At 72.2% G+C, this 20,997-nt stretch carries 18 protein-coding genes; 10 read left to right on the top strand and 8 right to left on the bottom strand.

Going from position 1 to position 20,997, the window contains the following annotated elements; genetic code table 11:
- Window positions 1-4: 4 nt before the first annotated feature.
- Together AB0H84_RS39435 and AB0H84_RS39440 are read left to right on the top strand one after the other, a co-directional pair.
- The gene (locus AB0H84_RS39435) at window positions 5-1,177 is read left to right on the top strand and encodes a histidine kinase (RefSeq protein WP_357616485.1); all 1,173 of its coding nucleotides are present in this window, start codon (window positions 5-7) and stop codon (window positions 1,175-1,177) included.
- Entirely contained in the window at window positions 1,174-1,845 is a 672-nt protein-coding gene (locus tag AB0H84_RS39440) for a response regulator transcription factor (RefSeq protein WP_357616487.1), read from the top strand. The genes AB0H84_RS39435 and AB0H84_RS39440 overlap by 4 nt, the downstream gene beginning before the upstream one ends.
- A 27-nt stretch (window positions 1,846-1,872) precedes the next feature.
- On the opposite strand, the gene AB0H84_RS39445 is transcribed toward AB0H84_RS39440, so the two are convergent.
- Window positions 1,873-2,751: a LysR family transcriptional regulator gene (locus AB0H84_RS39445; RefSeq protein ID WP_357616490.1), complete on the bottom strand. Its 879-nt coding sequence runs from the start codon at window positions 2,749-2,751 to the stop codon at window positions 1,873-1,875.
- A 75-nt stretch (window positions 2,752-2,826) separates the two neighbouring features.
- On the opposite strand from AB0H84_RS39445, the gene AB0H84_RS39450 reads away from it, so the two are divergent.
- Window positions 2,827-3,549 carry a hypothetical protein gene (locus AB0H84_RS39450; RefSeq protein WP_357616493.1) on the top strand — a complete coding sequence of 241 codons (723 nt, stop codon included), beginning with the start codon at window positions 2,827-2,829 and terminating at the stop codon, window positions 3,547-3,549.
- An 86-nt stretch (window positions 3,550-3,635) separates the two neighbouring features.
- Here the strand turns inward: AB0H84_RS39450 and AB0H84_RS39455 are convergent, their stop codons facing one another.
- Window positions 3,636-4,262, bottom strand: a complete 627-nt coding sequence (locus tag AB0H84_RS39455) for a GntR family transcriptional regulator (protein ID WP_357616495.1) — start codon at window positions 4,260-4,262, stop codon at window positions 3,636-3,638.
- 97 nt (window positions 4,263-4,359) lie between these two features.
- Between AB0H84_RS39455 and AB0H84_RS39460 the strand changes: the two genes are divergently transcribed.
- From AB0H84_RS39460 to AB0H84_RS39475, 4 genes are all read left to right on the top strand, one after another.
- Window positions 4,360-5,667: an SLC13 family permease gene (locus AB0H84_RS39460; RefSeq protein WP_357616498.1), complete on the top strand. Its 1,308-nt coding sequence runs from the start codon at window positions 4,360-4,362 to the stop codon at window positions 5,665-5,667.
- Window positions 5,664-6,830: a CoA transferase gene (locus AB0H84_RS39465; RefSeq protein ID WP_357616501.1), complete on the top strand. Its 1,167-nt coding sequence runs from the start codon at window positions 5,664-5,666 to the stop codon at window positions 6,828-6,830. The genes AB0H84_RS39460 and AB0H84_RS39465 overlap by 4 nt, the downstream gene beginning before the upstream one ends.
- Complete coding sequence (locus tag AB0H84_RS39470; RefSeq protein WP_357616504.1) at window positions 6,815-8,311, top strand: carboxyl transferase domain-containing protein; 1,497 nt, start codon at window positions 6,815-6,817, stop codon at window positions 8,309-8,311. Before AB0H84_RS39465 ends, AB0H84_RS39470 begins: the two co-directional genes overlap by 16 nt.
- A 95-nt stretch (window positions 8,312-8,406) precedes the next feature.
- A complete protein-coding gene (locus tag AB0H84_RS39475; RefSeq protein WP_357616507.1) occupies window positions 8,407-8,751 on the top strand; it encodes a DUF1330 domain-containing protein in 345 nt (114 codons plus the stop codon).
- Window positions 8,752-8,766: 15 nt separating this feature from the next.
- Here the strand turns inward: AB0H84_RS39475 and AB0H84_RS39480 are convergent, their stop codons facing one another.
- On the bottom strand, window positions 8,767-9,633 hold the full coding sequence (locus tag AB0H84_RS39480) for an LLM class flavin-dependent oxidoreductase (protein WP_357616510.1): 867 nt from the start codon (window positions 9,631-9,633) through the stop codon (window positions 8,767-8,769).
- Between the two features lie 293 nt (window positions 9,634-9,926).
- Here AB0H84_RS39480 and AB0H84_RS39485 point away from each other — a divergent pair, with 293 nt between their 5' ends.
- Window positions 9,927-11,396, top strand: a complete 1,470-nt coding sequence (locus AB0H84_RS39485; protein ID WP_357616513.1) for a hypothetical protein — start codon at window positions 9,927-9,929, stop codon at window positions 11,394-11,396.
- Between the two features lie 6 nt (window positions 11,397-11,402).
- Window positions 11,403-11,681: a protealysin inhibitor emfourin gene (locus AB0H84_RS39490; protein ID WP_357616515.1), complete on the top strand. Its 279-nt coding sequence runs from the start codon at window positions 11,403-11,405 to the stop codon at window positions 11,679-11,681.
- Window positions 11,682-11,717: 36 nt separating this feature from the next.
- Here the strand turns inward: AB0H84_RS39490 and AB0H84_RS39495 are convergent, their stop codons facing one another.
- Together AB0H84_RS39495 and AB0H84_RS39500 are read right to left on the bottom strand one after the other, a co-directional pair.
- Window positions 11,718-13,829 carry an NACHT domain-containing protein gene (locus AB0H84_RS39495; RefSeq protein WP_357616518.1) on the bottom strand — a complete coding sequence of 704 codons (2,112 nt, stop codon included), beginning with the start codon at window positions 13,827-13,829 and terminating at the stop codon, window positions 11,718-11,720.
- Window positions 13,830-13,865: 36 nt separating this feature from the next.
- A complete protein-coding gene (locus AB0H84_RS39500) occupies window positions 13,866-15,125 on the bottom strand; it encodes a YcaO-like family protein (RefSeq protein ID WP_357616521.1) in 1,260 nt (419 codons plus the stop codon).
- Between the two features lie 393 nt (window positions 15,126-15,518).
- Between AB0H84_RS39500 and AB0H84_RS39505 the strand changes: the two genes are divergently transcribed.
- Window positions 15,519-17,048 carry a hypothetical protein gene (locus AB0H84_RS39505; RefSeq protein WP_357616524.1) on the top strand — a complete coding sequence of 510 codons (1,530 nt, stop codon included), beginning with the start codon at window positions 15,519-15,521 and terminating at the stop codon, window positions 17,046-17,048.
- A gap of 115 nt (window positions 17,049-17,163) precedes the next feature.
- Here AB0H84_RS39505 and AB0H84_RS39510 read toward each other — a convergent pair whose 3' ends face one another.
- The 3 genes from AB0H84_RS39510 to AB0H84_RS39520 are packed head-to-tail and all read right to left on the bottom strand — an operon-like array spanning window position 17,164 to window position 20,961.
- Window positions 17,164-19,041, bottom strand: coding sequence for an AAA family ATPase (locus AB0H84_RS39510; protein ID WP_357616527.1), 1,878 nt, complete (start codon window positions 19,039-19,041; stop codon window positions 17,164-17,166).
- 32 nt (window positions 19,042-19,073) lie between these two features.
- Window positions 19,074-20,342: a hypothetical protein gene (locus tag AB0H84_RS39515; protein WP_357616530.1), complete on the bottom strand. Its 1,269-nt coding sequence runs from the start codon at window positions 20,340-20,342 to the stop codon at window positions 19,074-19,076.
- Window positions 20,326-20,961 (bottom strand): 4Fe-4S single cluster domain-containing protein, encoded by a 636-nt coding sequence (locus AB0H84_RS39520; RefSeq protein ID WP_357616533.1) that lies wholly within the window; start codon window positions 20,959-20,961, stop codon window positions 20,326-20,328. The genes AB0H84_RS39515 and AB0H84_RS39520 overlap by 17 nt, the downstream gene beginning before the upstream one ends.
- Window positions 20,962-20,997 lie beyond the last annotated feature (36 nt).

Here is a 20,997-nt window from a genome sequence, read left to right on the forward strand (position 1 = left end):
CCTTGTGTCCGATCTGAGATTCTTGGCGCCGGTCCGGCGCTGGTCGAGCGCGTTGCCGCCGCTCTGGGTGGAGGCCGCGCTGGCCGGGCTGGTGCTGGTCGTACAGCTGTGGCCGCTCCTGACCCGCGACAACCCGACCGGCGGTCCCTGGCACTGGTGGGGCTACGTCGTCGTGGTCGCCGCCACGGTGCCGCTGGTCTGGCGGCGGCGCGCGCCCGCGGCCGTCCTGCTGGCCACCCTCGTTGCGACCGGGTCCTACGACCTCGTGGACGAGGTGGCCGCCCAGCCCATCTGGTACGGCGCGGGGATAGCGATCTACACCGTGGCCGCCTACTCCACCCGATGGACGAGACGGATCATGATCGTCGTCACGGTCGGCGGCGGGCTGCTCGTGGTGGGCTCGTCCGAGACGGCGATGCGCGGCGTCGTGCTCTGCGTCGCCGCGTACGCCATCGGCCGGGCCGCCGCCGTCTCCCGCGCCCACGCCGCCGCCCTGGAGGAACGGGCCGCCCAGCTGGCCCGCGAACGCCAGGCCGAGGCCGAGCGGGCCGCCGAACGCGAACGGGCCAGGATCGCCCGCGACATGCATGACATCCTGGCCCACGCGGTCAGCCTCATGGTGGTCCAGGCCGAGGCGGGACCGGTGGTGGTCAGGAACGACCCGGCCAGGGCGGAGGCGGCCTTCGACGCGATCGCCGCCGCGGGCCGCGACGCCATGGACCAGCTCCGCCGGCTCCTGAACGTCCTCAAGAAGGAGGAGGGCTCGCGGGCGCCACAGCCGACGATCGCCGCGGTCGCCGACCTGGCGGAGCAGGTCAGGGCCGCCGGGCTCGACGTGGCATACTCCACCTCCGGCGAGCCGGGGCCGCTGCCTCCCGACGCGGAGGTCGCCGCGTACCGGATCACCCAGGAAGCCCTCACCAACATCGTCAAACACGCGGGCGCGACCCGCGCCGACATCAGACTCGCCTGGCAGGACGACACCCTCATGATCGACATCACCGACAACGGCGACGGCTCCGCGTCCTCGCTGCCCTCGGGCGGCAACGGGCTGATCGGCATCCGCGAGCGGGCCGCGGCCTGCGGCGGCACCGCCGACATCGGCCGGCGCACCGACGGGCCGGGCTTCCGGGTCCTCGTACGGCTGCCCGTGACCGGCCGGGCGGTGGCGGCGTGAGCGTGCGCATCGTGGTCGCCGACGACCAGGAGCTCGTACGCGCCGGGTTCAGCATGATCCTCGGCGCCCAGCCGGACTTCGAGGTCGTCGCCGAGGCGGGCGACGGCGCCCAGGCCGTCGCGGCCGTCCGCGACCATGCTCCCGACCTGCTCCTGCTCGACATCCGCATGCCGGTCATGGACGGGATCGAGGCGGCCAGGATCGTGTGCGCGGAGAGCGGCTGCCGCGTCCTCATGCTGACCACGTTTGACCTGGACGACTACGTCTACGACGCGCTGCGCGCGGGGGCGAGCGGGTTCCTGCTCAAGGACGTCCGCCGCGACGACCTCGTCCACGCCGTACGGGTGGTGGCCGCCGGCGAGTCGCTGCTCGCGCCGTCGGTGACCACGAAGCTGATCGCCGAGTTCACCTCCAGGGCCGCCGCCGCCCGGCCCGCCGCGCCGCCGTCCGAGCGGCTCGCTGTGCTCACGGCACGCGAGCAGGAGACGCTGCGGATGATCGCCCGCGGCCTGTCCAACGCCGAGATCGCGCAGGCCATGGTGGTCAGCGAGCACACGGTGAAGACGCACGTCAGCAACGTGCTGACCAAGCTCGGGCTGCGCGACCGGGCCCAGGCGGTGATCGCCGCCTACGAGAGCGGCCTGATCGTCCCCGGCGACGCGAGCTGACGCTGGCGAACGCCTCGATGCCCCGGCTCAGGGCTGGAGCAGGCGGGCGCAGGCGGCGGCGGGGCCGGTGAGGCTGCCGTGCACCAGTTCGGTGCGGTGCACCGGGGCCGGGGCGGCGAGGGGGACCGCGGCCACGTCAGGCCGGTCGCGGGCCGCCGTCTCGGGCAGCAGCGCGAGCCCGGCGCCGGCCGCCACCAGCGCCAGCAGCATGGACAGCTCCGCGCCGTCGTACCCGAAGCCGGGGCGGAAGCCGTCGGCGCGTGCCACCGCCCGGAGCTGGGCGAGCGGGGTGGCGGCATCAGGGGCGTCGATCCATAAGGCGTCCGCGAGGTCGTCCAGCCGCAGCGTGGCCCGGCCGGCCAGGGGATGACCGGCCGGCAGCGCGACCGCCAGCGGGCACTCGGCGACCACGGTGGTGGTCAGCGTGCCGGCGTCGACCAACCGCAGCGGGTCGCTGGGCGCCGTCACGCCGTCGACCAGGCCGAGGTCCAGCTCGCCGCGGGCGACGCCGGTGACGACCTCCTCCCGCCCTAGCACCGACAGCGCCACCGACACACGTGGCATCGATCGGCCTACCTGCACGAGCGCCTCGGTGAGGCGGCCGCTGTCCGCCAAGGGCGACGCGCCCGCCCGCAGGTGGGCGGGTGGCGCGCCGGAGGCCCGGCGGATGTCGGCGCGCGCCGCGTCCAGGCGCAGCAGGATCGGCGCGGCGTGCTCCAGCAGCCGGCGGCCGGCCTCGGTGGGCGTCACCGGCCGCCGGCTCAGCAGCGGCACGCCGAGGTCGGCCTCAAGGGCCGCGATCTGCTGGGACACCGCGGACTGGGTGTAGCCCAGCTCCTCGGCGGCGCTGGAGAAGGAGGAGCAGCGGGCCACGGTCACGAACGTCCGGATCAGGTGGGGGTCCACGGCATCAGTATCGCTAATGGACTGAGGAGAAAGAGTCGTTGGCCTTATCGGCGGCGCGTCGCGAGGATGAGAGCCATGTCTGAGACTCGCACCGCGCGGGTGGCCCTCGTGGGGGACCGCTCGCCACACGTACGCTCGCACACCCGCATCCCCCACCTGATCGAGACGTTGCGCGCCCATGACGGGCTGGCGCTGGACGCGTACTGGATGGCCACCGACGACGTGCCGGACACCGGCGTCGAGGGCTTCGACGGGGTGTGGGTGCTGCCCGGCACCCCGTACCGCAGCGAGGCGGGGGCGCTGTCCGCGCTCCGGACCGCCCGCGAGCGCGGCATCCCGCTGCTCGGCACCTGCGGCGGGTTCCAGCACGCGCTGCTGGAGTACGCGCGCCACGTCTGCGGCATCGCCGGAGCGAGCAACGCGGAGATCGCGCCGGACGCCGATCAGCAGATCGTCGTGCCGCTGGCCTGCTCCCTGGTCGGACACGAGGGCGTGGTGCTGGTCGAGCCGGGCTCGACGGTGGAGCGGATCCTCGGCACCGAGCGCTCCGTCGAGCGCTACCACTGCGCGTACGGCATGAACGCCAAGTACGCCGACACGCTCCGCGCGCACGGGATGCGCTTCACCGGCCACGACGACGAGGGCGAGATCCGCGTCGCGGAGCTACCGGAGCACCCGTTCTACCTGGTGACGCTCTTCCAGCCGGAGCTGGCAGGGGACGGCGACCTGTGCCACCCCATCGTGCGGGCGTTCGCGGCGGCGGCCGTCGCGCACGCCGCCCGCGCGGCCACCGTCTGAGGCGCCGTCTGAGGCACCGTCTGAGGCACCGTCTGAGGCACCGTCTGAGGCACCGTCTGAGGCACCGTCTGAGGCACCGTCTGAACTCAAGGCTCCAGCAGGTGGGCGCAGGCGGCAGCGGCGGCGTCGGCGTCGCCGACCACGACGGCCCGGGCGAGAGCCGCCAGACGGTCGCCCGGGATCCGGGCTTCGTCCAGCGGCGCGGCCTCGGCGAGCAGATCGTCGAGGTCGGCCAGCAGGCTCTCGCCCGCGAGCCTGCGCACGCACGGCCAGGTGTCGGAGAAGCGGATCGGGCGGCCGTCGGCGTCGAGCAGGGCGAGCCGGAGGCTGCGGTCGGGGTGCGCCGCAGCGCTGCGCGCCAGCCCCGACATGACGGCCTCCCTGGCCCGCGCGACCTCCTTCAGATCCCGCCCCGCCAGGAATAAGGAGAGGTCCGGTCGCGCCTCCTCGGCGGCCGGCGCGAGCACCACGGCCCCGTTGCCGTGCTGAACCTCGACCTTGCCCTGGACCTCGAGCGCCACCAGGGCGCGGCTCAGGGTGGCCCGGCTGACGCCGAGCTCAGCGGCCAGGCGGCGCTCGGGCGGCAGGCGGTCGCCTGGGGAGAGCCCCTGAGCGTCGATGAAGCGCGCGATGTGCTCGGCCAGCTGCACATACAGGCGGGGGCGCTCCAGCCGCTCGGGGGCGGCGGAGCTCTGGGGGCGCTTCTTGGTCACGGCGACAGTCTATTGACATACGGCGCAGTGGAGCAGAGGCTAGGCCAATCCGGAAATCCCCCCGTAACCGGACTGTCACTGACCCGAGGAGTCGCCGATGTCGGCGGAAGTCATTGCGTTGATCGTGCTGGTGCTGGTCTTCCTGATAGCCACGGTCCGCTCCATCAACATGGGCGCGCTCGCGCTCGTGGCCGCGTTCGTCGTGGGCACCGCCGTGTTCGGCGTGAAGGTGACCGACGTGCTCGGCGGATTCCCGGCGAACCTCTTCGTCATCCTGGTCGGCGTCACCTACCTCTTCGCGCTGGCCAAGAACAACGGCACCGTGGACTGGATCGTGCACCGGGCCGTGATCGCGGTGCGCGGCCGCGTCGCGCTGATGCCGTGGGTGATGTTCGTGGTGTGCGCCGCGATCACGGCGATCGGCGCCGCCAGCCCGGCCGCGGTCGCCATCGTGGCCCCGGTGGCGATGGGCTTCGCGGTCCGCTACCGGATCAACCCGGTGATGATGGGCCTCATGGTGGTGCAGGGCGCCACCGGCGGAAGCTTCTCGCCGATCGGCATCTTCGGCGCGATCACCAACGGCGTGGTGGACAAGAGCCACCTGCCGGGCAATCCGGCCGTGCTCTTCTTCAGCGCGATGGGCGCGTGCGCCCTGATCAGCCTGATCGGCTTCCTCACCCTGGGCGGCGCGAAGCTGCTGCGGCGCGACCGCGAGTCCCCGAAGGTGCCCGCGATGGTCTCCGCGGGGGTGGGCGGGTCCGCCGGTGACAGCGAACCGGAGCCCGCCGCCGACGACCTGCCCCGCCTCGACGCGCAGCGCTCCCTCACGCTGGTCGGCCTGGCCGTGCTCGCCGTGGGCGCGCTCGTCTTCGACCTCGACATCGGCTTCCTGGCGCTGGCGGTGGCGGTCGTCCTCACGCTGATCTTCCCCTCCGCCGCCCGCGGCACCGTCGACAAGATCAGCTGGGGTACGGTGCTGCTGGTCGGCGGCATCGTCACCTACGTCTCGCTGCTCGAGGACCAGGGCACGGTGAAGTGGCTCGGCGACGGGGTGGCCCACGTCGGCACCCCGCTGCTCGCCGCGTTCCTGATCTGCCTGATCGGCGCCGTGGTCTCCGCCTTCGCCTCGACGACCGGCATCCTCGGGGCGCTCATCCCGCTCGCCGTGCCGTTCCTGCAGACCGGGCAGGTCGGCGCCGTCGGCCTGGTCACGGCGCTGGCGATCTCCGCCTCGGTGGTCGACTGCAGCCCGTTCTCGACCAACGGCGCACTGGTCGTCGCGAACGCCGACGCCGACGAGCGTGACAACGTGTTCAAACGCCTGATGACATGGGGTATGACCATCATGATTGTCGCGCCGGTGCTGTGCTGGGCCATCCTCGTCGTGCCCGGGAGCCTGTCATGAGCGGGCCGCTCGCGGGCTACGTCGTCGTCGACCTGACCAGGGCGCTCGCCGGGCCGCACGCCGCGATGATGCTCGGGGACCTGGGAGCGCGCGTGATCAAGGTGGAGCAGCCGGGGAGCGGCGACGACACCCGCGGCTGGGGGCCGCCGTTCGCCGGGTCCGAGTCGACGTACTTCCTGTCGTGCAACCGCAACAAGCAGTCGATCGCCCTGGACCTGAAGGACGACGCGGGCCGGGCGACCCTGGAGGCGCTGATCCGCAAGGCGGACGTGCTGCTGGAGAACTTCCGCGCCGGCGTGCTCGACCGGCTCGGCTACACCACCACGCGCCTGCTCGAGCTCAACCCGCGGCTGGTGGTGCTCTCCATCACCGGTTTCGGCCACGACGGTCCCGAGGCGGGACGGGCCGGCTACGACCAGATCGCCCAGGGCGAGGCCGGCCTGATGTCGCTCACCGGGTCGGGCCCGGACGAGCCGCAGCGGGTCGGCGTGCCGATCGGCGACCTGCTGGCCGGCATGTACGGCGCGTACGGCGTGGTGTCGGCGCTGCTCGAGCGCGAGCGGACCGGGCGCGGCCAGGTGGTGCGCACCTCGCTGCTGGCCTCGATCGTCGGCGTGCACGCCTTCCAGGGCACGCGCTGGACCGTGGCCGGCGAGGTCGGGCGGGCGCAGGGCAACCATCACCCGTCCATCGCCCCGTACGGGCTGTTCCGCTGCGAGGGCGGCCAGGTGCAGATCGCGGTCGGTAGCGAGGGCCTGTGGCAGCGGTTCTGCGCGGAGTTCGGCCTGGACCCGCAGGAGCCGGGGCTGGCCACGAACGCCGAGCGGGTGGCGGCCGGCGCCCGGCTGGTCGAGCGGATCGAAGCCGTCTTCGCCGCCTTCGGCCCGGACGAACTGCTGGAGCGGCTCGCCGCCGCCGGCGTGCCCGCCGGCCGGGTGCGCTCCCTCGACGAGGTGTACGAGTGGCCGCAGACCCGCTCGCAGGGGCTGCTCATCGACGTCGAGCACGAGAGCATCGGCGAGGTCACGCTCCCGGGGCCGCCGCTGCGCTTCTTCGACCCCACGGGGCCGGACGGCGAGGTCGAGACCACCCGGACCGATCACGCCCCGCCTCCGGTGCTCAACGCCGACGAGGAGGAGATCCGCGCATGGCTGGCCGGCTGACGGCGCTCGAACTCGTCGAACTCGTGCTCGACGACGGCTCGTTCCGCAGCTGGGACGAGCCGCTCGGCCCCGCGAGCGACCCCGACGTGGCCGCGGCCAGGCGGCGCACGGGCCTGGACGAGGCGGTGATCACGGGGGAGGGGCTGCTGCACGGCCGGCGGGTGGCCGTCGTCGCCTGCGAGTTCGGCTTCCTGGCCGGCTCCATCGGGGTCGCCGCTGCGGAGCGCATGGTGGCGGCCGTGGAACGGGCGACCGGGGAACGGCTTCCGCTGCTCGCCGCGCCCGCCTCGGGCGGCACGAGAATGCAGGAGGGCACCGTGGCGTTCCTGCAGATGGTGAAGATCTCGGCCGCGGTCGCGCAGCACAAGGCCGCCGGCCTGCCGTACCTCGTCTACCTGCGTGACCCGACCTTTGGCGGCGTGCTCGCCTCGTGGGGCTCGCTCGGCCACGTCACGGCCGCGGAGCCCGGCGCGATGATCGGCTTTCTCGGCCCGCGCGTCTACCAGGCCCTGTACGGCGAGGCGTTCCCGGAGGGAGTCCAGGTCGCCGAGAACCTGTACCGGCACGGCCTGGTCGACGCCGTGCTGCCGCCGGAGGCGCTGGCCGGCATCGCCGACCGGGCGCTGCGCATCCTGCTGGCCCCGCCCGCGGAGCCGGCCTGGGACGACGCTCCGCCCGAGGTGCGGCTGCCGGACGTGCCCGCGTGGGAGTCGATCACGCGCTCCAGGCGGGCCGACCGGCCCGGCGTCAGGCAGCTGCTCCGCTACGCCGCCTCGGACGTGCTGCCGCTGAGCGGGACCGGCGCGGGGGAGCGGGACCCGGGCCTCTACCTGGCGCTGGCCCGATTCGGCGGCGTCTCCTGCGTGCTGCTCGGCCAGGACCGCCGCAGCCAGACGGAGGTGGGGCCCATGGGGCCCGGGGCCCTGCGCGCGGCCAGGCGCGGCCTGCGACTGGCCCGCGAGCTCGACCTGCCGCTCGTCACCGTCATCGACACCCCCGGCGCGGCGCTCAGCGCGGAGGCGGAGGAGGGCGGGCTGGCCGGCGAGATCGCCCGATGCCTGTCCGAACTGGTCACCCTCGAAGCGCCGACGCTCTCGGTGATCCTCGGGCAGGGGTGCGGCGGCGGCGCGCTCGCGCTCATCCCGTGCGACCGGGTGCTCGTCGCCCAGCACGGCTGGCTGTCCCCGCTGCCGCCCGAGGGCGCCAGCGCCATCGTGCACCGCGACGTCGAGCACGCGCCGCAGCTGGCCGCCGCGCAGGGCGTCCGCTCCGCCGACCTGGTCGCGGGCGGCATCGCCGACCGGATCGTCGCCGAACGCCCGGACGCGGCCGAGGAGCCGCGGGCGTTCTGCCGCCGCGTCGGGCGCGAGCTGGAGCGCGAACTCCTCGCCATGGTGCACACCCGGCGTCCCGAGCTGCTCGCCAGGCGCCTGCGGCGATACCGGGCCCTCGGCACCGCGCTCGACGGCGAGGTCGCGTGACGCGCTACCTCTGAGGTAATCGACTCGATTACGTCATCACGGCAGCATGGTCATCGAGGCGGCAGGACGGCGGCCCGCTGACGAAGGAGAAAGCCATGAGCGCGTACGCTCTCGCCCACCTGCGCCCCCTGGCGGAGCCGCACGAGGAGGTGTACGAGTACATGGAGCGCATCCAGGCCACGCTGGACCCGTTCGGTGGCCGGTTCGTGGTGCACGGGGCGCCGGTGGAGGTGCGCGAGGGCACGTGGCCGGGCACCCTGGTGATGATCGAGTTCCCGGCGATCGAGCAGGCGCGCGCGTGGTACGACTCGCCTGCCTACCAGGACATCCTGCACCTGCGCGCGGACCACATCCCCGGTGACCTGGTGCTGGTCGACGGAGTTGAGCCCGACCACGACTCGGCGGCGATGGCGGCCAGAATGCGGGCCAAGGGGGTTTGAGCCCGCGCGCCGCGTTCAGGGCCTGCGGCCCGCCCGGTCCAGGGCGTCCACCAGCAGGCTGATCTGCTCGAACTCTCTCGAGCACGGCAGCAGCACCAGATCGTCGGCGCCGGCCTCGGCGACGCGGTCGATCTCCGCGCGCAGGTGCTCCACGTCGGTCACCACGTCGTGACGGACCTGGGGATACAGGTCGCCGTAGTAGCGCGCGATGTACGCGTCGGCGGTCTCCGCCGCGCCGAGTCCCAGGCAGAAGTAGCGCTCCACGATGATCCGCGGCTGTCGCCGGCGCCCGGCCTGTGCCCACTCCCGCCGTACCGCGTTGACGCCTCTCTTCAGGAGCTGCAGCCCGAAGGAGGGCGCGACCCAGCCGTCGGACAGGGTGGCGGCCCGGGTGAAGGCGGCGGGCACGAACCCGGCGAGCAGGAGCTGCGGGCGGTTCGGGGGCAGCGCGGGGATGGAGCCGGCGGGGCCGGTCATCTCGCCGCGCCACACGGCGCGCATCGTGGCGAGGGTGGCCTCGAGCGCCGCGCCCCGCCCGGTCATCGGCACGTCGCTGACCGCGTAGTCCTCCGCCCAGCCGCCCATGCCGAGGCCCACGGTCAGCCGCCCGCCGGAGAGCCGTTCGAGCGAGTGGATCTGCTTGGCCAGCACGACGGGGTTGCCGCGGTAGCCGGCGTTGAGGACGGTGGTCACCAGCTCGACGCGTTCGGTACGGGCCGCCGCAGCGGCCAGCGCCATCAGGGGGTCGAGGTTGTCGTACACCAGCCGGTCGAACGCGCCCAGCGATCGGAAGCCGCGAAGCTCGCTCTCCGCCGCCCATGGCCCGATGGACCTGGCGTCGGCCCCTGGTACGGCTGACGGCAGTCCGATTCCGATCCGCACGGCCTCACCGGCTCAGGTCTGCGTTCATGCAGGTCAACCTAGCCGGACAGGCCCTGAACGAAACGCTCGTGCCCGACGGACGATCGCCGCGGCCCGGCGGAAACCTTGGAAATCCCATGTGCGAGTGCTTATCCGACGCTGGGGAAGATCCGAGAAGCGCGTCTGAGATTGTCGCTATCCATTTGGAATGCTTGCGAACTTCTCCGTGAATGCGCGTGGGTAGGCATCCTTTCGTCACAGGCGCCGGAAGGGCTCGTCATCCGGGTCCTCGCGCGCATATGGGGAGAAAATAGATGATTGTTCAGGAACTCAGGGAGAAAGCCGTCCCTGAATACCGTGAAGTCACGGGAGCGGCCGTGGCCGACTACACCAAGCAGCTGCTCCAGCCGCCCTTCACGATGGAGGCGGCGCCCGTCCCGGGCACGCTCCCGCCCCCGGTCCCGATTCCGATCCCGCCGATCGTCGGACCCCGGGTCCTCATCTACAAGCAGGACCCCACCGTCGCCGAGCTGGGCGTCAGGGGGATCTTCATCCCCAGCCCGGTGCTCAACGGGCCCACCGACGCCCGCGTCACCACGGTACTGACCGGCACCACACCGGTGGCACGCAACATCAACGGCGACTTCATCTTCGTCCCCAACTCGCCGGAGTTCGACTGCGCGCACACGTACGCGGTCGTCCGGGAGACGATGACGATGTACCAGCGCCACAACGGCGGCGCGCCCATTCCGTTCGCGTGGAACACCGGCGGGAACCTCGACCGGCTGACCGTCTTCCCGCGCGCCGCCGCCGGCGCCAACGCGTTCTACAGCAGGACGGCCAAGGCGCTGAAGTTCCTCTTCTTCGCCCCGACCGGCTCCTCGCAGCAGGTCTTCACCTGCCGCTCGCTCGACATCGTCGCCCACGAGACCGGGCACGCGATCCTCGACGGCATCAAGCCGGGCTGGCTCAGCGCGGAGAACCCGCCGCAGACCGGTGGCCTGCACGAGTCGTTCGGCGACCTGACGGCCATCTTCCTGGCGCTGTCGATGCCGGACCTGGCCGAGGCGCTCGTCGCGCTCACCAAGGCCAACCTGCACGCCAAGTCCTTCCTGTCGTCCCTGGCCGAGCAGTTCGGGCAGGCGCTCGGCATGCCGTTCGGGCTGCGCAACGCCGACAACGACCTCAAGCTGAGCGAGGTCAGCAACGAGGTGCACGCCGTCTCGCAGGTCTTCACCGGCGGCATCTACGACGTGCTCGCCGACATCTACGCGCACGAACGCACCAAGCAGGGCCTGCTCAAGAGCCCCACCATGATCCTCATGGAGGTCGCCGACAGGCTCTGCAAGCTGCTGTTCGACGCCATCGTGAAGGCGCCGGCGACCGGGGCCACGTACACCGACGTCGTCAACCAGATGCTGCAGATCTCGGCCGCCCAGGGCGACCCCGTCATCTACCGCACCTTCATCCGCAACCGGTTCGCCTTCCGCGAGGTGGTCACCTCGCCCACGCCGTTCACCGAGATGCTCTCCGGCGAGATGGACCTCATGAACGCCGGCTACACCGGCGACGGCAAGACCGCCAAGGACGTCACCAGCGTGAAGCCGGCCGACACGTCCTCCGCCAGCCTGCGCGCCGTCCAGGACCGGTCGATGTGCTGCGGCACCATGCAACTGCCCGAGTTCCAGATCATCGCCAAGGAGAAGCTGACCACCAAGGGCGACCTGGGCGACGACGACATCCTGGCCACCGAGCTGGCCGCACTCAAGAAGGCCTTCAAGTAGCCGCCCATGCGTGTGAAGATCGAGAGCACCGGCGGCTTCGCCGGCATAGAGCAGACCGTCGCCGCGTACGACACCGACGACCTCCCCGAGCAGGAGGCCGCCAAGGTGTACGACGCGCTCTCCGCGATCGAGGCCGCCACGGCCCGGGAGCCCGGTGAGGTGGGCGCCGACCTGATGACCTACCGGATCACCGTCGGCGACGGCCTCGGCAAGGTCTACACGGTGCCGGAAGACCCGCCGCCGAGCCTGGTGGGGCCCTTGACCGCACTGCTGCTGCGCCATTGACCCCGCACACGAGGCGCCTGGCCCGGCAACCCCGGGTCAGGCGCCCCCTCCCCGTGGGACGGCCCGCTCGCGCGCGAGATGCTGCTGCAGCTCGATGTGCCTGAACTGGTAGTACGGCCCCTCGGTCCGCAGCAGGCCCAGGCGATGGGCGTCGTCCAGGAAATCCATGGCCCGCAGGGGCAGCCTCCCCCTGGTGGCCAGGCGGGGGATGGTCAGCGTGTAGGCCAGCCAGGCGTGGTGGCGGCCCAGCATGAGCCCGAACAGCAGGCCCAGCGCCAGGCCGACCAGGATCGACATGTCCCACGGGATCCCCGAATACAGCAGGACGCCCGCGGTGACGAGCCCGACCACGAGCCCGCCGAGGATCCTGATGGAGGTCAGGTTCCTGTCGGCCTGCCAGGTGGAGCGCGGGGATCTCGCCGTCAGGTCGGCGGTGGGGCTCTCCACCCAGCGGATCAAGCTGAGCAGGGAGACGTATCCGACGAACGACAGCAGCCCGATCTGCACCGATGAGGTCAGGGCGAGGTCCGGGTGCCCGCTCGCGTACGGCATGAGCCAGCCGATGATGGCCCCCAGGGCTCCGACGATCACCCCGTCCCGGAGAACGGGAAGGAGCTCGGCGAGCCTGCCGCGCACGTGGAAGTCGGCGTGGCCCGGCGACTCGCTGAACCAGGAACCGATCAGGATCTCGGCCACGAGCGCGCAGAAGAGCCCGATCATCCCGCCGAGGAAAGGCTCCCCTGTCAGCAGCCCGAAGGCCAGCCAGACCACGGCCCCGATCGCGACGGCGGCCGCGATCCGGACCGTGCGGCTGGACGCGTAGCGGGCCAGATGCCACCATGCCACGTCGCGCGGGTCCTCCTCGTTCCGCGCGAGCTGGCGGGACAGGTATGTGAGCCAGCGGTCGACCTGCTCCGCCGTCCACGCGTGTTGCGGCCGGAACGGCTGGGGCGGGCCGTCGGCGGGCGTGCGCGTGCTCACCAGGGCGGGGATGAGCTGGTCGCACAGATGGTCATGCAGTTCGGCCGCGCTGTCGCGCCCGAGCTCCAGCAGCGGGCTCGGATCCAACCGGGGGCCGATATAGGTGGCGCGGACCAGCCAGAGCCCCAGAGAGGTCGAAGTGACTTCGGACAGGGCGGGAGCGGTGTCCTTGCGCAGCTCCTCCAGGACGTGGGGCCAGGCGCGATGGGGCACCGGGGGCAGGCAGGCCTCCAGGTAGTCGGCCGCCGCGGCGGGGGACATGGGCTGGGGCTCGATGACCGCCGCCGCCGTGAGAACGTCGCCGATCTCCTCGACGGACTCGGCGAACTGGTCCGTACGGCAGGTGAGGATGAGCTGGTCGGTCTCGTACATCGACCGGTTCAGCGCGGTGAGCATGTTCGCGCGGGCGGTGTCGGGCAGCTCGTCCAGCCCGTCGATGACGGGCAGCACCTCGCCCCGCGACACGAGCGTCTCCGGCATGTCCACGCCGAGGCCCTCGGCGCGCAGCGCCGGATAGTCCATCGCCAAGCTCGCGGCCAGCCAGTCCTGCAGCCGCCGATGGACGCGGTCGTCCCAGCGCGCGGCCGACAGCAGCACCGGGATGGGCTCCTCCGGCTCCCGCGTGCGCAGGAGTTCGAGCACGAGCTGCACCGCCAGGGTCGTCTTCCCGGTGCCCGGAGCGCCCAGGATGACCAGCCGGCGGGAAGCCAGGGCGCGGAAGTTACGTGCCATGTCCGCGATGTGCACGTCCAGGCCGGGGAAGGCCACGGTGCCCTTGGCGATGATCTCCGGACGGTCGGCCAGCTCGCGCCGGCTGGCCGAGCGCCAGGGCAGCGGCATGGGCTCGGGATCGCACAGCGAGCGCAGGACCGTCTCGTCGCGCCATTGCTGGGCCACCAGCCCGCCGAGGACGTCCTTCGCGGTGGCGATGTCGGCGGACGTGGGCGCGGCCGCGGCCGCGCCCCGCCTGCGCCACCAGGACAGGAACTGCACCAGGCCGTTACCCAGCCCCACCGCGCTCGTCACCGCCGCCAGGAGCTGGGCGTATCCGGCCGCTATTCCCCAGTCCTTCGCCTTGGACAGGAACAGGGTGGCCAGGGCCAGGAGCAGAACCCCCAGCACTATCGACGTCTTCGCCTTTCGGTTCTGCCAGTAGCGTGCGGACATGAAAACCTCCCGCGTAAGGCGGATCAACCGGAAACCTTATTGAGGGGACCGTCGATCGGGCGGGGTCGATGCGCCCGTCTTCCCGGCCGCGGCGGCCAGTCCCCGGCGGCCGGGCAGGACCAGGTTGCCGTCGATGACGAGCATGAACCGCTCCAGGCCTGGCACGATCACATGCACGGCGGTGATCCCACCAGGTAGCGCGCGCACCTTACGGTGGTAGGCCGTATGGCCCCGCGCGGCCAGCATCGCGGCCACCTTCCGCACCTGGCCGGACGGCGGCGCCGCGGCCGGCTCGGCGGCCTGGGGGAAGGGGAGCACGTGCGCCTCGCGCAGGTGGCCGGTGAGGTCGAACCGCCCGCACGCGTGCAGCGCGGGGTACGGCGCCAGCCCCGCCAGGTCCCGCCGCGCCGGGCCTCCCGGGAGGCGCTCGCCGAGGGTGGTCTGGACGAGTTCGGCGAGCGCGCGCCAGGCGGCGTAGGCCGGGCTCAGCGAGGTCCCGGCGCCGCGCCGGTGCGGACGGCTGGAGGTGGGGGCCGTGTACGCCAGCATGGTCGGCACCCCGATGTCGCTGGTGATGTCCAGGAGGTGGACCGGCGATCCGGTCAGCTCTTCCGCCGTCGCGTGCGCTCGCGCCAGGCCGTACGGAAGCGTCTGCGGGTCGATCAGCCTGGGCCGGAAGCCGTCCTCGGTGAGGAAGGCCCGCACCAGGAGCAGGGAGAGGCAGTCCCGCTCGATTGCCTCGTTGAGCGCGTGCAGCAGCGCTTCGGCGGTGGTGACGCCGGTGGCCGAGCCGCTGTTGCAGCTGTAGCGCATGAGGTGGGCGTAGTCGCAGTCGTCCCCGGCCAGTTCGCGCAGCCGTACGGCGTCGGTCTCGACGTACCAGGGGGCGGAGAGGAAGAGCGGCACCAGCGCCTCCCTCCTCCCGTCGAGGGCGCGGTAGCGCAGGCAGGCCATCCGCCGGCCGGGCAGCCCGGCCAGCAGCAGGGCGCAGGCGTCCGCGCGCAGCGGCCCCGCGGCGATCCCGGCGGGCGCGGCCGGCTCCACGGCGGCGGGGTCGAACCCGGCCGGGCCGGTGAGGTAGTGCTCGACGGCCTCGAACAGCGCGCCCACGCGGGCCTCCTCCGGGCGCCCCTTGCCCATCCCGGAGGCGACCGGCGGGCCTTGTGGCGCGCCGTCGAGCAGCTCGCACCACCAGGCGGTCGGCTCGCGGTCCGGGCCCGCGTCCACGAGCTCCGCCCGCAGTCCAAGAGCGGCCAGCGCCGCCGTCACGCGCCTTCGGGCCTCGCGCAGCGGCACCGCCCGCTCCACTTCACCGCGTGGCTGCCGATGCCGGCCGAGGTTCGCCATCGTCGGTGGTCAGCAGTTCTTCGAGTCGGTCCAGCTCGGTCTGGGTCAGGTGTTGGACACTTCTGTCCAGCGACTCGGACGTCTTGAAGTCCACGCGATTTCCCATGAGACTTCCCCCTTGGGTCTTTCGCCGTCATTCTATCCCGGCCCGGACAAAACACCATAAAAGTGACTTGTCGGCATTTGAAGGCATATTTGCCTCTTTGCGGGATTAGGGTGCCATTTCTTGATCGTATTTTTCGGAGCATGAGAACCGGTGGACTTTTCACGGCCGTGCGCCGATTATGTATTTCTGATTCCCGGGGCGGGGGCTCGGCTGTTGACCATCTGGTGAGGCGGCGCGTGACCGAAGTTGACTACGACGAGATCGAACGATTGCAGGAGCGCGTCAATTCTTACGAGCTGATGGCCGCGCTCACCCCGGCGGAGTTCGACGATTATTTCGCCGTCGAATCAGACCTGGAGAACAGGATCGCCGAGTTCGCCGATCTCTGCGCCGGATACCTCAACTTCAGCACCGCGAGTGAGGCCTTCGACGAGATCATCGAGCTGAACCGGCGGCTGCGCGCGATCTGCGGCCGCGAGCTCGAGCGCACCGAGCCGCCGCCTGGCGAAGAGTACCGGGACCGGCTGCGGAGCGCCCAGATCGAGGCGCACGCGCTGACGCTGCTCGCCGAGGGCGTCAAACGGACCTTCGAGGCCGAGGACAGACGCCTGCGCGGCGACCTCAACTCGACGCTCGCCTTTCTGGAGGGCGCCCGCGAATACTTCATCGAGCTCGCGAACGGCCCTTCCGCCCAGGCCCACCAGGGTGTCCTGAGAAACGCCATCACCGACGCCAACATCGCCTTCCACCGGGCCACCTCCAACCTGCGGCAGGGCCACCTCACGAGCGCGCTCGAAGGCTTCCAGCTGGCCCAGACGCTGTGCGAGAAGTACTTCCAGCTCTATTCGGAGGCCGAGGCCCTGGATCTGCCCGCGGTCGGCGCGTACGCGGCGATGAACCGCAACTCCATAGAGATGGCGAAGTACTCGGCGGCGATGCAGGCCGAGGCGGAGTTCCAGCGGGAGGCGCAGGACGGCAACTTCGGCGAGGCGGTCGACTACGGGCGCGAGGTGGTCCGGCTGCTCAAGGAGCTGCTGGAGTCGTCCGAGGCCGCCAACGACCCGGAGGCGCACCGCAACATCCGCGAGATGGAGCTGGCGCACATGCGGGGCTGGCTGCACTGGGCGGAGGCGGAGGACGCCATCGGCAGGCAGGACTGGGACGCGTGCGTCAAGTCCATCCGCGAGGCGCGTACCGAGTGGAAGCACGCCACCGCGCTCAGCCTCGCCGGCGAGTCGATCGCCGAGATCGGGGTCAGGCCCCTGCTCGGCAGCACCGAGATGAGCGTACGCAGCACGCAACGCCGGCTCGAGCGCGAACGCGCCCACCACGCCGAGGTGGCGAGATTGCAGGCCGACATCAGTCGGATGAGCAGGTTCGTGTTGAACGTCCACGGAGGCAGCGCCATGGCGGGTGACCAGTTCAATCTCCAGAACGCCAACGTCAACCAGGTCGGCTCCAACAACGTGAGCCACAACACCAGCATCACGGCCCAGCAGAACATCACGACGGCCGCCCCCGTCGACCTGGTCGGGCTGGCCAGAGAGCTCGTCTCCCTGCGCGAGGCCATGATGGCGGGGGCGCGCACGCCCGAGCAGCAGGAGTCGGTGGCCGCGGTCGAGGCGGCGGAGAAGGCGGCGCAGAACGGCGACGAGGGCGGCGTGCGCCGGCATCTGGCCAAGGCCGGCCGCTGGGCGCTGACCATCGCCGAGAAGCTGGCGCTGACCGCCGCGGAGGCGGCCATCAAGACCGGCATGGGCGCCTGACGGCCGCCCCCGGAGTAGTCCGGGATCGACGGAACCGCCATCCCTGGAGTAGTCCGGGATCGACGGAACCGCCATCCCCGGAGTAGTCCGGGGTCGACGGAGCCGCCGCCCCCGGCTACTCCGGGAACTCCTCCACCACGTACGGCGGCGACTGGGCGTTGCCGTGGATCCAGACGCGCGTGCCCGGTTTGGGGTCGTGGCGCAGGATCCACTGCGCCAGCGGGTCCCGGACCCAGCGCTCCAGCAGCGGGTTGCGCACCTGCCGAGCCCCCAGGGCGGCATGGTCCGACATCACCGCCGCCGTCACGTCCCTGACGATCGCGTCCCGCTGGTAGATGACCTCCAGGCCGCGATCCCGGGCGCCGCGGGCGAGCTGGTCCAGGAACTTGCCCGCGATGCCGGCGATGACGTCCTCGCGCAGCACGTCGAAGACGGTGACGCCGCCGCCGAGCCGCCCGAGCAGCTCCGGCCGGCCCAGTTCTTCGGACATGAAGCGGCTGACGCTGGCCAGGAAGTGCCGCTCGATCTGCTCGTACGCCGGCTGCTGGTCGGCGGCCACGGGCAGGGAGCCGAGCTCGTCGGCGCCCAGGTTGGAGGTGAAGATCACGATCGAGTGGGAGAAGTGGGCGGTCCTGCCGAGCCCGTCGGTCAGCCGGCCGTCGTCGATGATCTGCAGGAACTTGTCGAAGATCTTCGGGTGCGCCTTCTCGATCTCGTCGAAGAGGACCACGCTGAACGGCCGCTCCAGCATCCAGTTGGTGAGCACGCCGCCCTGCTCGTGCCCGATGTAGCCGGGCGGGGCGCCCGTCAGCCGCTCGCTGGTGTGCTCCTGGTTGAACTCGCTCATGTCGAAGCGGCGCAGCGCGGACTCGTCGTCGAAGACCAGTTCGGCGATGGCCTTGGCCAGCTCGGTCTTCCCCACGCCGGTGGGCCCCACGAAGAAGAACACCCCTTTGGGCCGGGTGCCGGCCTGCTGGTCCTCGGCGAAGTCGAGGCCGACCTTGGCGGTGCCGAGCACGCTCGCGACCGCGCGCACCGCCGCCGGCTGGCCCATCACCCGCCGGGCCAGGAACGCGGAGGCGTTGACGACCTTGGCGGTGTCGAGCTTCTCCCACGGGTCGTCCTGTACGCCGAAACGGTGCCTGGCCACCAGCCGCTTGCCCGCGTCGACCGGGATGTGCGCCATGCGGGAGGTGGCCCTGAGCGCGGCGATGTCCAGCAGCGTCATGCCCTCCGTGAGGTTCGCCAGGGTCTTCACGGCGCGGGCCGCCGCCGCCGGCTCCAGGGAGAACGCGCCGTGGAAGGACCCGAGATGCTGGGTGAGGTAGAGCGCCCGCTCGTCGGACGTGGGCGGCCTCAGCTGAATGGGCGTCAGGTGCGGATTGTCCCGGTAGAGAAGGTCGGGCAGAGCGGACAGCTCCTTGGCGACCAGCACGACCGTGTTCCTGCGTCCGTCGGGGGGCACCTCGGCGGCGTCGGCCAGCAGCCGGCGCAGGTGCGCGACCTGCGAGCGGTACTCCTCGCCCGCCGGGTAGTTGACGCCGACGATCAGGTCCACGCCGTGGAGCACGACGGCGCACGGGTCCCGGCGCTGCGTCATCATGATCATCGCCGCGGCCAGCATGTCGCCCGGATCCCGTACCGGCACGTGCTGCGCCGTCTGCAGCGACTGCCGCAGGGCCGCGGCCGACCCCGTGAGCCGCCCCTGCCGCGTGTCCCCGCTCCCGCCGGGCGGAGGCTGCGCCGGCCCGGACGGCGGGGGAGGGGGTGCGTCGAGGCGGGCGCGGAAGACCTGCTCGCTCTCCGGATCGGGGTACGTGAGCCCGTCCACCAGGTCGTACTCGCCCAGCGCGGAGAACCCCGCCACCCGCAGGAACTCCAGCACGGCCTGGCGGAACGGCAGGAACTGCCGCCCCCACAGGGCCAGGTCGTCGACGTTGCCGTGCAGCAGCAGGTGCCTGCCGCGGTTGACCTCCTGAAAGGCCCTGCTCATCCAGGCAGACGCGAGGGGTCCGGCCGGGGTGCTCATGACGGCGTCCCGTGCCGCCGTGCCTGCGGGGCGCCGGGCCCGAAGCGCATGGCCGCGCCGCCCGGGGGACGGGGGTCGCCGCGGTCGTCCCATTCGACCTGCCCGACGTCGAACCCCTCGGTCCGCACCGTGGCGTTCGCGCGCTCGGCCAGGTCCAGCAGTGAGACGCACTCCTGGGTGCCGGAGCCGCCGCGCTCCTGCGCCGCGGCCAGCGCGTCGGACAGGTACAGGATGCGGTGCTCGCCGGTGCCCGACGCCTCCACGACCACTGCGACCGCGTCGCCGCTCCGGCGGTGCGCGCGCACCCCGATCGCCCCGTCAGGGCTCTCCTGCAAGGTGCCGGCCTCGACGATGAACCCCAGCCTGGGAAGCGTCTGCACGATCGAGGTCAGCAGCTGGCGGCGTTCGGTGATGCGGGCGATCGCGTCGTCGAGCTCCCGCTCGTGCGCGTCGAGCCGGCCGTCGAGCCGCTCCACGTCCGCCGTCACCTCGGCGTAGCGCTCCCGGTCCTGCTCGACGCGGAGCATGGTGACGGCGGCGCGGGCCAGCTCGAGGTCCTGCAGCGGTACGCCGGTCGCGCGCGCGTCGTCCTCCAGCGCCGCCAGCCGCGCGTCGGCCCGATCCAGCGCCAGCTCCGCCTCCTGCCTGGCCCGCTCGTGGGCGTTCCGGCCCTCGATCGCCCGCAGGAGGTGCGCCCCGATCAGCTCGGACGCGGCGTCGGCGCGGTCGCGCACCGCGACGGCGTCGCCCGCCGCGGCGGCCGAGCGCAGCTCGGCCAGGACGCCGGCCACCTCGGCGGCGCCCTTCGCGTCGAACCGCCGGCGCTCCGGCTCGGCCATGCTCTCCAGCGCCGCGGACACCGCCTCGACCTGGTCCGTGGCCTGGCCGCGCAGCTCGCCGGTGAGCTCGACGGCGAGGGCGGCCTGCCGCTGCTCGAGCTCGTCCAGGCGGCGACCGGCCTCGGCCAGCTCGGGCAGCCCGGTGGCGGCCGCGACGCCCTTGCGGATCTTCTCCGCCTTGCGAGCCGGCTTGCCGTACCGGCCGGGCTCGGGCAGCACGGCGGCACGGGCGGCGAGATCGGCGCAGGCCGCGGCGATGACGTCCGTCCGCGCCAGGACCTCGGTCCTGGCGCGCTCGAGCGCGGCCAGCCGCTGCCGCTCCAGCTTCTCCCTGCGCCGGCGTTCGCGTTCGGCCCGCTCGCGCTCGCGGCGCTCCCGCCGTTCGCGAGAGGCCTCCGCCGAGCTGTACTTAGGGGACTTGCTCACCGCTCTCTCCTAGTCTCAGGTGCAGCGCCTGCTCGAACGCGGGGCGGAAGCCGGGCACGGGAGGCACGCCCATCCAGTGCACGGACCCCGTCGTGGTGACTTCGAACTGGAGCCCCTGGCCGTGATCGTCACCGAGCTCGCCGCGGTGGCGGTCGGACAGGAGATGGATCCGCTGGTTGGCCGAGCCGCGCCAGCGCAGGTCCGCGTGGCGGGCGGCGACGTACGGCCCGTCGACCAGCAGGTCGAGCAGGCCCAGCAGGCGCCGCTGGTCGTCGGTGCCGGCGGCGCGCAGCCATTCGACCGTCCAGCCCGTGTACGCCATCACCGACAGGCCGGGGCGCGCCCGGCGGACCGCGGTGACGAGCGCGGACAGCGGCCCGGCCTGGGCGAAGGGCTCGCCGCCGGAGAGCGTGAGCCCGTCCCTGGCCTGCTCCGCGACGCGTGCGGCCAGCTCGCCGACCGGCGTGGGCCGACCACCCGCCATCGGGATCCACTCCTGGCTGACGCAGCCCTTGCACCGCAACGGGCACCCCTGCACCCACACGCAGAACCGCACGCCGGGCCCGAGCACGTGGCAGGCCGGATGGGTGTCGGCCACCATGAGGATCTCTTCCTTCATCAGATACCTCCGAGGAACCCCTCGCCTTCAGCTTCA

Origin of the sequence: Nonomuraea sp. NPDC050786 (assembly GCF_040654115.1) — a bacterium.
Classification (GTDB): Bacteria; Actinomycetota; Actinomycetes; order Streptosporangiales; family Streptosporangiaceae; genus Nonomuraea.

What these genes read in the sequence shown, in the direction of transcription:
- AB0H84_RS39465 (WP_357616501.1), top strand. Translation starts at nt 5,664, where the DNA reads ATGAGCGGGCCGCTCGCGGGCTACGTCGTCGTCGACCTGACCAGGGCG.
- AB0H84_RS39485 (WP_357616513.1), top strand. Translation starts at nt 9,927, where the DNA reads ATGATTGTTCAGGAACTCAGGGAGAAAGCCGTCCCTGAATACCGTGAA.
- AB0H84_RS39490 (WP_357616515.1), top strand. Translation starts at nt 11,403, where the DNA reads ATGCGTGTGAAGATCGAGAGCACCGGCGGCTTCGCCGGCATAGAGCAG.
- AB0H84_RS39495 (WP_357616518.1), bottom strand. Translation starts at nt 13,829, where the DNA reads ATGTCCGCACGCTACTGGCAGAACCGAAAGGCGAAGACGTCGATAGTG.
- AB0H84_RS39450 (WP_357616493.1), top strand. Translation starts at nt 2,827, where the DNA reads ATGTCTGAGACTCGCACCGCGCGGGTGGCCCTCGTGGGGGACCGCTCG.
- AB0H84_RS39510 (WP_357616527.1), bottom strand. Translation starts at nt 19,041, where the DNA reads ATGAGCAGGGCCTTTCAGGAGGTCAACCGCGGCAGGCACCTGCTGCTG.
- AB0H84_RS39520 (WP_357616533.1), bottom strand. Translation starts at nt 20,961, where the DNA reads ATGAAGGAAGAGATCCTCATGGTGGCCGACACCCATCCGGCCTGCCAC.
- AB0H84_RS39475 (WP_357616507.1), top strand. Translation starts at nt 8,407, where the DNA reads ATGAGCGCGTACGCTCTCGCCCACCTGCGCCCCCTGGCGGAGCCGCAC.
- AB0H84_RS39460 (WP_357616498.1), top strand. Translation starts at nt 4,360, where the DNA reads ATGTCGGCGGAAGTCATTGCGTTGATCGTGCTGGTGCTGGTCTTCCTG.
- AB0H84_RS39470 (WP_357616504.1), top strand. Translation starts at nt 6,815, where the DNA reads ATGGCTGGCCGGCTGACGGCGCTCGAACTCGTCGAACTCGTGCTCGAC.